The organism is Porphyromonas levii DSM 23370, assembly GCF_000379925.1.
Classification (GTDB): Bacteria; Bacteroidota; Bacteroidia; order Bacteroidales; family Porphyromonadaceae; genus Porphyromonas_A; species Porphyromonas_A levii.
In genome coordinates, this window is the sequence record NZ_KB904203.1 from 92,419 (window position 1) to 102,106 (window position 9,688).

Consider the following 9,688-nt stretch of genomic DNA (forward strand, 5'->3'; position numbering starts at 1 on the left):
GATGCGCTGGAGATACGTAGTACTATTGCTCTTGCTCTCCTCGCTATCGGGGAGCGCTGCAGTATGGCAACCCGATTCGGTCGCCTACAATGCGCAAGGAGGGTACTACCTACTCTATGGCAGGGACAGTGTTGGGGCTTGGCAATTGAGACAATTACTGCGCCCTTCGGAATACTACCAACTCCGAGCGGAGCAACTGACCGCCAACCGCTTCTACCAACTAGGAAAGCCAACTAAGGTGGTACCCCTCAAGCCGAGACCTCAACTCGGACTCAAAGCCAACGGCTACCTCACCCTCAACGTCAATAACACAACCATAGAAGAGGATAATCCCTTACTGTCCCTTGGGCTACGGCGGAGGAGCCATATTGAAATACGCCCGGAGATGAATATACATCTCCAAGGCAGCTATGGAGATCGCCTGAAGCTCGATATGAGCTACGACACCTCTACAGCACTAACCAATAGACGAAGTAGGGTGCGGCTAAGGTATGAGGGCGAGCAGTTCGACTTTATCCAAAAGCTAGAAGCGGGAAATATCCGAATGGATAGCCGTAATCCTTTGATTGATACAGGGCAGGAGCTATTTGGACTAAGGGGAGATTTCTTATTAGGAGCGGTATCGCTGCAAGTGGTCGCTAGTCGTCAGCACTCCGAAGAGCGAAAGATAGTTGTCCAAGGAGGGCGACAGCTGCGACAGACAGAGCTAAGAGGAAGCGAATACGATGTAGCTCAGCACTTCTTCCTTTCTGAGTTTTTTGCCAATAGATATAGCGAGGCACTAAAGGATATCCCCCTCGTCTCTAGCGACGTATTTGTAGAGCGCGTAGAGGTATGGATAACAACACCCCGACAAGTTCAGGCAATGCCCAATGTAGAGCCCGTAAAGGCCTTTATGGGCGCATCATTGACTACCGATCCGCCAAAGAGCGATATGCTCGTAGGGGAAGGGATAACACTATCTGCAGCACAGAGATTGCCCGCTTCGGCCTATACATTGCATCCAACCCTAGGTTTCATATCGCTCCATGCGCCTCTAGGAGAAGGGCAGGTATTGGCAGTAGCCTATAGTTATCGCTACAGGGGTGCAAGGTATCAGGTGGGGGATATCACGGCAGCTGAAGGAGACAGAAAGGTCGCGCTCCTCTCCGAACAAGACCGCTCTCCTCAGTCTAAGCTTTGGCCCCTGATGATGAAGAACGGTTACTCTCTATCGGGTGTAAGGCAAGACGTTAGGCCCGAGGATTTAAGGATAGAGCTAGTCTACAAAGACCCACGAAGTGGTATAGAACGACCAATCATAGACAGAGGGAGCGATGCTGGGCGCAGTTGGTTAGAGCTATTTGGCTGGGATAAAACCGATACATCAGGGAGGAGTGGTAGCCCTGATGGACTTTTTGACTTGGTAGATGGGGTCACCTACCAAAGGAGTACCGGTACGCTATTTCTCCCCTTTCGTGAGCCAATGGTAGAGGTCCCCAAGGGGGACTATCCTATCTTCGAGAGTCTTTACCGCAAGAGTCGGAGGGAAGCAGCAGAGGAGAGGGACAAAGACCTTTTCAGGATAAGAGCGGAGGTCAGTGGTATCGCTACTCAGATTATCCAACTAGGGCATAATGGAGTGGAACCAGGTAGTGTGCGGGTGCAGGCTGGCACGAGACAGCTCACTGAAGGCGTAGACTATCGAATAGATTATACTGGCGGCACACTCTCCCTTACCACCAATAGCACGGAACGCATAGAGATTACTATCCAAGAGCGCGAACGGGTTAGGAGTAAGGAAAAGTCGCTTGTGGGGGCGGAGATCAACTGGTCGCCAATAAATGGACTCAACGTAGGCGGCACGCTCCTCAGCTACAGGGAGGATAGCCGCAGGCAAAGAATCCGATGGGGGGAAGAGGCTCTACGCAATCGTATGTGGGGTATTCATGCAAGCTACATAGGGGAGAGCAAAAGGGCAACAGCTTGGCTCAATCAATGGAGTGGGCTAGAGCTGCGTGAACCCATGCGGCTATCGGCTCAGGCATCTTATGCCGAGCTAAGTAGCAATTACAATACCCCGAAAGGCGGGAGTGATAAAATCGTTGTCGAGGATTTCGAGCAAGGTAATAGGTTTATAGACCTTACCTACCCTCTAGCTTGGCAATTGGGCAACCTTCCTAAGCCAGAGATGAGAGCACAGATGGCGTGGTTCGCTGTGGAGCCAACCCTTGTGCGTGACGGAGCTGAGCGCCAGCCTCAGCACCTAAGACAGGATGAAGCGCAGAGAAAACACCCTCTCGTGAGAGAGGTGAAGCAAGAGGAGTTCTTCCCAAAAAGGGATGCATCGCCAATGATCATGCAAAGCGTGCCGATGCTGAACCTCTCTTTCTATCCTCAGGAGCGAGGACCATACAATCCTGAGGCCGTACAGTTACCGTCGCAGATGTGGGGCAGCATGAGCTTCCCTCTACCTACTACCGACCTGCAGAGCCAGAGGTATAGCTACATAGAAGTATGGCTACTAGATCCGTTTACCCTTGATCCTGACGCCCCAGAAGGCATGCTGTACCTCGACCTCGGTAGATTTGCCGATCGCATTCTGCCTGATAAAGGGATTTACTATGAGGGCGCAGAGGATAAGATAGACACCCAATGGGGAAGGCGAGCCGCTACGCTGCCACAGATGTACGGCTTCGATAGCACTGGCAAATTACCTATAGAAAGACAAGATATAGGGCTAGATGGTCTTTCCTCTGTGGAGGAGCGACAGCACCCTCGTTACTCCGCTTTCGCCAATCAGCCTGACCCAGCTCGCGACGATTACCATTTCTATCTCGGAGAGGATTGGGATATCCAGCAGGAACCTATACTCGGACGCTACAAGTACATCAATGGGCTAGAGGGCAACTCGCTCCCCCGGGTTGTACAAGGTGCCCAAAGCGCACGCACCTTTCTCCCTGATACAGAGGATCTGAATAGAGATCTAATAGAGGAAGAAGAGCAAGGCTACCTCCGCTATCTACTACCTCTAACCCGCTCTGGGCTAGAGTCCAAAATGATTATAGGCGAGAAACGACTTAGCGAAAGGGAAAGGTGGATAAAACTGAGAATCCCTCTCGCCGAGCCTACAGAGGTATTCGGCAGTGGGGTATCGCTACAAGACATAAGGGCACTGAGGCTATCGCTAACAGGCTTCAGCCGTGAAACCCAGATCCGACTCGCTCAGTTCAGACTTGTCTCTACCGCTTGGGCGGAGTACCAAAGTAGCATCGAGCCCAGTGATCATCGCACTGCAACTGTTTCAGTAGGGCAACTATCACTAGAGGAAGATGGAGACCGACAACCCATGCCCTACCTCTCTCCTCCGCAGGTAATCCGCGAACGCTTCGACATGAAATGGGCTATGCAGGCGGAGGATGAGCAAGCGCTTTCCATGGAGGTTACCCACCTAGAACCGGGGCAACCCATAGCGCTCTACAAAGAGCTCGCGCTCGACCTCCGCCACTACCGACAGCTAGAGCTATGGAGCCACCTAGAGTCCTTGCAAGGGGTCGCTCCAGGAGAACTAGAACTATTCGTTAGGCTTGGGCAAGACTTCACACACAACTTCTATGAATATCGGCTACCACTTGAGCCCTCTCCGCTTATCGACTATGGCAGTATGGACGAAGAGCAGGTGCGGGGAGAGCTCTGGCGCAATGCCAATAGGGTAGACCTACAGCTCGAACTATTGCCACAACTCAAGCAAGAAAGGGATAGAACAGGTGCCGATACTAATCAACCATTCACCCTACCCTACAGTGCACGCCCCGATGCGACACTAGCTATCCAAGGGTTCCCTACCCTCGGAGAGATCTCCTCAGTACTCATAGGTATTCGGAATAAAGGTCAGCGCACCGTAGAGGCTACGGTATGGGTCAACGAACTCTCTGTAAGTGGAGCCAGAGCCATGGGTGGGAAAGCGGCTCAGGGGAGCCTACGAGCCTCTGTGGGAGAGCTAGCGAACCTCTATCTAGATGGGCAATACCGAAGTGCTGGCTTCGGGAGTATCACCAGCGATGCCCGCCATGGGCAGTTGGAAGACCACCGCTCCCTAGCTCTTCAGACCCAACTACAGTTAGGGCTACTCTTCCCCAAGGAGTGGCACCTTCGGGCACCCCTTCTTTACAGCTATAATACGCTCCGAACCACACCATACTACGACCCATTCCAAAATGACCTCCTCAATAACGGCCAAGGGGGCTCCTACCAGCAACGACAGTTATTAGAACTGTCGGAGCTTCGGGTACTGCCTACTCAGTCTAAGCACAATGCTTGGAGCTTAGACAATCTACTACTGCGCTACAGAGTGGAGCACCACACAGGGTATGCTCCAGATATCCAAAGCTTGGTTAAGCGAGAAGCGGAGAGCGAACTGAGCTACAGCTATGAGTCATCCCCTCAGAGTTACATCCGTCTGAATAGTCTTTGGCACCGCATCTATCACTACCAAAAGTACCTATCACACGATACACCTCTCAGCACATTGCAGAGCCGTTGGGACTGGGTACGTGGACTGCAGATACGACAAAGCTACCAAGGGCTTACCCTCTCCCTCCAAAGCACTACACAAGCGCTCATAAGGGAGCCTTTCGAGGAGCAACATCGCCAGACCAAAGCCTCCCAATTCCAGTGGCTGACTCACGAGATACTTCGCGACATCTTTGCCCTCGGCGAGACCCAAAGCTACCGCGGGCAGTTAGAGCTCAGCTACCGCCTGCCAGCCTTTGAGCGAGAGTGGCTCAAGCCCCTACAGGGTACTGCCACTTGGCGCAGTAACTATCAGTGGCAGCTTGGAGCCACCTACTCCGATCGAAAACTCGGTAATAGGGCAGAGAATAGTAGCTATCTCGACCTTCTCCTCCGCTATCAGCCCGTAGCGATCCACTTCCGGCGTACAGCTGGCAGCAGTATACCAGGGCTCCTCTCAGGTGCTGGCAAAGCCTTCGGTCTCGCTCTATTCGAGAAGCGTTTAGTGCCTGGCTTGCCCTTCATGCTGGCGATAGATAGCCCCAACCGCACCTTTCAAAAAGCGCAAGAGCGAGGTTGGCTCACCCAAGAGGCAGGCAGTACTCAACCCCTCACGACCTTCTGGCGCAACGAGCTAGATATTGTCCTCACCCTCCACCCAGTCAAGGGCATGGAGCTACTCCTATCCTACCAAAACAAACACCAGCGCCATACTTTCCTCACCCCCTACCAGCCAGAGCTTCCACCCATACTCCGGGGCTCTATTCGCTACAGCACTATAGCCTTCCTTAGGAAAGACCCCCTAGCATCTATCGACAAAGGGAAGGTTCCTAACCTCCTCAATACACTCCCCAACTGGCAAATCACCTATGAATTAGGGCACCTCAGCGACTGGCTCCAGAGACACCTCTCCAGTCTAAGGCTGAGCCATGCCTATCGCTCTACTCTAGAAGTCCCCACCTACTACATAGAACCCAGCCATGTAGACCTACAAAGCATCGTGATCAACGAAGATCTAAGTCCGCTCATAGGGCTAGAGCTACGCACCAAACAGGGTATTACGCTCGAGGAGCGGTACAACCGCCGTCGCATGCTTACCCTCCTCACAACAGCGCAAAGGATGCTCTACCAAACCGATCAAGAACTCTTTACTCGGCTAAGCTACCGTCTTACCTTCGCTCCTATCTTCCAAAGCAAGATAGCACTCCTGCGCTCTAGTGAGCAAAGCCTTCAGCTCCAGCTGCACCACACCTATACCCACACCCTACTCCACCAAAACAATACTGCCCTACAGGGGCTCAAGGGGCACACCCTACAGTTCTCTGCCGAATACGGGCTATCAAGTGCTATCAGCGTAAGAGCCTTTTTCGAAAGGCAACAGCGCACCCCCCTTGTCTCCAATTACACCTTCCCTTACCGCCGAACCACATACGGCGTACTCCTAAGGCTACAATTGCAGCCCTAGGAGTACGCTGTATGGTTATTGCCCCATTTAGTAGGGGCATTACCCTTTTTACTTAGCCAATCTCATTCCTCGGGCAATCACACCCGAACCGTGGCATATCTTATGCTCCACATCGTAGATTGTGCAGAACTGACCAGGAGCGATGCCCTGTATGAGTTCCTCTGAGAAGAGCGTGTATATACCCCCTTCATGGCGCAGTACACCACGGGTAAAATCGGGCGTATGGCGCACCTTAAAAGTCACCTCCTGCTCATTCCCCTCCATTGGGTTCTCAGTAATGAAGTGCATCTCGGGCATCTCCACCACATTACCATACTGAGTCTCCACATCGTAGCCGCGGCTCACAAATAAGGTATTGCTCTCTATATCCTTCCGAATCACGAACCAAGGGCCACCCGATAGCCCCAGTCCCTTGCGCTGACCTATCGTGTGGAACCAATAGCCCCTATGCTCACCCACTACCCTACCCGTCTCTAGCTCTACAATAGCGCCAGGCTGAGTGCCAAGATACTTTTCTATAAACTGGTTGTAGTCTACCTTCCCTAGGAAACAAATCCCTTGACTATCCTTGCGCTTAGCGGTCACAAGATGCTCCATAGAGGCGATACGCCGAACCTCGCTCTTAGGGAGTTCCCCAAGAGGAAAATGCGCCTTGACCAGCTGAGGATAGGTAATCTGTGCAAGGAAGTCGGTCTGGTCTTTCAGCGCATCTACAGCGGTAGCTAAGTAGTGCTTATCCCCTACGATGCGCTTGCTGGCATAGTGCCCAGTGGCTATCTGGTCGTAGTCACGCCCAGCATACTCATTGAAATACCCAAACTTGATGATGCGGTTACATAGCATATCGGGATGGGGCGTACACCCTGCCCTTACCGTATCTATGATATACTGTACCACATAGTCCCAGTACTCACGGTGTAGGTTGATTACCTCCAGAGGACGTCCATAATGGCGAGCCAACCAGCGCACCATCTCCATATCCTCTTCGCTCGGACAGTCTTCAAACCCCTCTTCGTCCGCTCCTATGTAAATGTAGAAGAGGTCGGGCTCCTCGCCCCGCTCCATCATCAGATGGAGCGCAACGGAGCTATCGACACCGCCAGAGAGGAGTAGTGCTCTTTTCATCTCGCTTACGAAACCTTGCTGCCTGGCTTCACCTCCTTGCTCGTAGTGAGCACAGAGAGCGAACCATCGCCCTCCATCACAGAGAGAATCATCCCTTGGCTCACGATACCACGCATCTTACGAGGCGCGAGGTTTGCCACAAATATCACCTGACGCTCCACAAGCGCTTCTGGCTCATAGTGCTTGGCAAGTCCTGAAATAATCGTACGCTCTCCAAAGCCATCATCCAGCGTAAATTGGAGTAGCTTATCTGTCTTAGGTACCTTAGTACACGCCTTAACTGTAGCCACCCTGAGGTCTATCTTCTCGAAGTCCTCAAAAGGAATCTCCTGAGCAATAGGCATAGGCTTGGCTGCCTTGAGTGCTGCCTCCGCATTGGACTTCTTAATGGCTTCTAGTCTATCCAGCTGAGCTTGGATGACCTCATCCTCTATCTTCTCAAATAGCAATACAGGCTGCTCTAGTTGTTGCCCTGTAGCCAAGAGGTCTGCTCTACCAATACGCTCCCAAGTAACCTCGCCCTCCAGCTGAAGCATAGTACGGAGCTTGCTCATAGAGAATGGCAAGAATGGCTCCATCAAGAGAGATAGATTGGCACTTATCTGTAGTGCGATATTGAGGATAGTACCCACACGCTCTAGATCAGTCTTGGCGAGCTTCCAAGGCTCAGTATCGGCAAGATACTTATTACCCAAGCGAGCCAAGTCCATTGCCCTACGCTGAGCATCACGGATATGGAACTCCTCTAGAAGGCGCTGCACATCGTTACGAATCACAGCTATCTCATCGAGCGTCGCCTGATCGTCCCCCACAAGCCCTGCTATCGCTGGCACCTTGCCCTCGAAGTACTTATGAGTGAGTACAAGAGCTCGATTGATAAAGTTGCCCAGTACTGCTACTAACTCGTTATTATTACGGGCTTGGAAATCGCCCCAAGTAAAGTCATTATCCTTGGTCTCTGGCGCATTTGCGGTGAGCACATAGCGTAGTACATCCTGCTTCCCGGGGAAATCCTTGAGGTACTCATGTAGCCAAACCGCCCAGTTGCGACTGGTAGAAATCTTATCGCCCTCGAGGTTGAGGAACTCATTACTTGGCACATTATCAGGAAGGATATAGCTACCCTCAGCATGTAGCATAGATGGGAAGACGATGCAGTGGAATACAATATTATCCTTACCGATAAAGTGGATAAGGCGGGTCTCCTTATCTTTCCACCAAGCCTCCCATGTCTCTGGTAAAGCCTCACGAGTATTGGAGATATAGCCAATAGGCGCATCAAACCATACATAAAGTACCTTACCCTCTGCACCCTCAGCAGGTACAGGAATACCCCAGTCTAGGTCACGAGTAACTGCTCTAGGTTGCAAGCCTAGATCGAGCCAGCTCTTGCACTGACCATATACATTGGGGCGCCATTCCTTGTGCCCCTCTAGGATCCACTCCCTCAACCAGCTTTCGTACGTCCCAAGAGGGAGATACCAGTGCTTAGTTTTCCTCATAACAAGGGGGGAACCACTAATCGCAGACTTAGGATTGATAAGATCGGTAGCATTGAGTGACGAACCACACTTCTCGCACTGATCACCGTAGGCATTTTCATTACCACAGATAGGACAAGTACCAGTAATATAACGGTCAGCGAGGAATTGCCCTGCCTCTTCATCATAATACTGCTCCGTCTCTTGCTCTATAAACTTACCCTCCTCATTGAGCTTACGGAAGAAGTCGCTCGCAGTCTCCCTGTGCATCTTGCTAGAGGTACGAGAGTAGACATCAAAGGCAATACCGAACTCTTCGAACGACTCCTTGATTAGCGTGTGATACCTATCCACAATATCCTGAGGGGTCACCCCTTCTTTCATTGCCTTGATAGTAATAGGCACCCCATGCTCATCCGAGCCACCCACAAAAAATACCTCCTCGCCCCTTTGCCTAAGGTAGCGCACGTATATATCGGCAGGTACATATACACCCGCTAAGTGACCGATATGCACAGGGCCATTGGCGTAAGGCAATGCCGTAGTCACCAAAGTCCGCTTAAATCCTTCCTTACTCATAATAAGTATATCATCTTGAAATTATTTCCTAGCTGCAAATTTACTAAAAACATTGTACAGCTATACACGCCAATGCCACCATGGCAGTTGTGGGATCCCGCAAAGGGATAGGGGAGGAAAGGGAACTAGGTAAAAACCATAAAACTGAGCCTATTCTGAACGCTCTCCCTTCAAGCATACTCGCAACACAAATAGCACGTAACCACATCCTAAGCGGTTCATAGGCATGCAGGAAACCTTACTGCACAACACGAGATAGAGCAACCACCAAAATCCGCTCAGGGGAGCACTCAGGGCAATCGCATTTGAATTATCATAGATAGTTGTATTCGAGTATCTGAGAAGGTTTCATAGTTGCGTTCCTCTTTCTTAGGTTTTTCATTGGAATTTTTGTTTTCTCTTTTTGCTTTTCGAGGAAGAAGAGAGCTATCTTGTTGATTATATTCCAGTTCTTCGCTTCGTTGTCCTTTCTCTTTAACGATTGGTCTTCACCGAGAATAACATCAAGACAATAGTGTAAGTTATTCTCTACCGCCCAATGATCTCT

General features: G+C 51.2%; 3 protein-coding genes and 1 pseudogene. 1 reads left to right on the plus strand and 3 read right to left on the minus strand.

The window, feature by feature from the left end; genetic code table 11:
* The first annotated feature begins 1 nt into the window (after position 1).
* Entirely contained in the window at positions 2-5,956 is a 5,955-nt protein-coding gene (gene sov / locus A3GG_RS0100405; protein WP_018357368.1) for a T9SS outer membrane translocon Sov/SprA, read from the plus strand.
* Between the two features lie 48 nt (positions 5,957-6,004).
* Here the strand turns inward: sov and mnmA are convergent, their stop codons facing one another.
* The 3 genes and pseudogenes from mnmA to A3GG_RS13680 form a co-directional block, all read right to left on the minus strand.
* Positions 6,005-7,081: a tRNA 2-thiouridine(34) synthase MnmA gene (mnmA, locus tag A3GG_RS0100410; RefSeq protein WP_018357369.1), complete on the minus strand. Its 1,077-nt coding sequence runs from the start codon at positions 7,079-7,081 to the stop codon at positions 6,005-6,007.
* A gap of 5 nt (positions 7,082-7,086) precedes the next feature.
* A complete protein-coding gene (gene metG / locus A3GG_RS0100415) occupies positions 7,087-9,141 on the minus strand; it encodes a methionine--tRNA ligase (protein ID WP_018357370.1) in 2,055 nt (684 codons plus the stop codon).
* Between the two features lie 313 nt (positions 9,142-9,454).
* Positions 9,455-9,688: pseudogene (locus A3GG_RS13680) on the minus strand (ISAs1 family transposase); the annotation flags it as partial.

Excerpts from the sequence above, each read along its gene's own strand:
- sov (WP_018357368.1), top strand. The coding sequence starts at position 2 with ATGCGCTGGAGATACGTAGTACTATTGCTCTTGCTCTCCTCGCTATCG.
- mnmA (WP_018357369.1), bottom strand. The coding sequence starts at position 7,081 with ATGAAAAGAGCACTACTCCTCTCTGGCGGTGTCGATAGCTCCGTTGCG.
- metG (WP_018357370.1), bottom strand. The coding sequence starts at position 9,141 with ATGAGTAAGGAAGGATTTAAGCGGACTTTGGTGACTACGGCATTGCCT.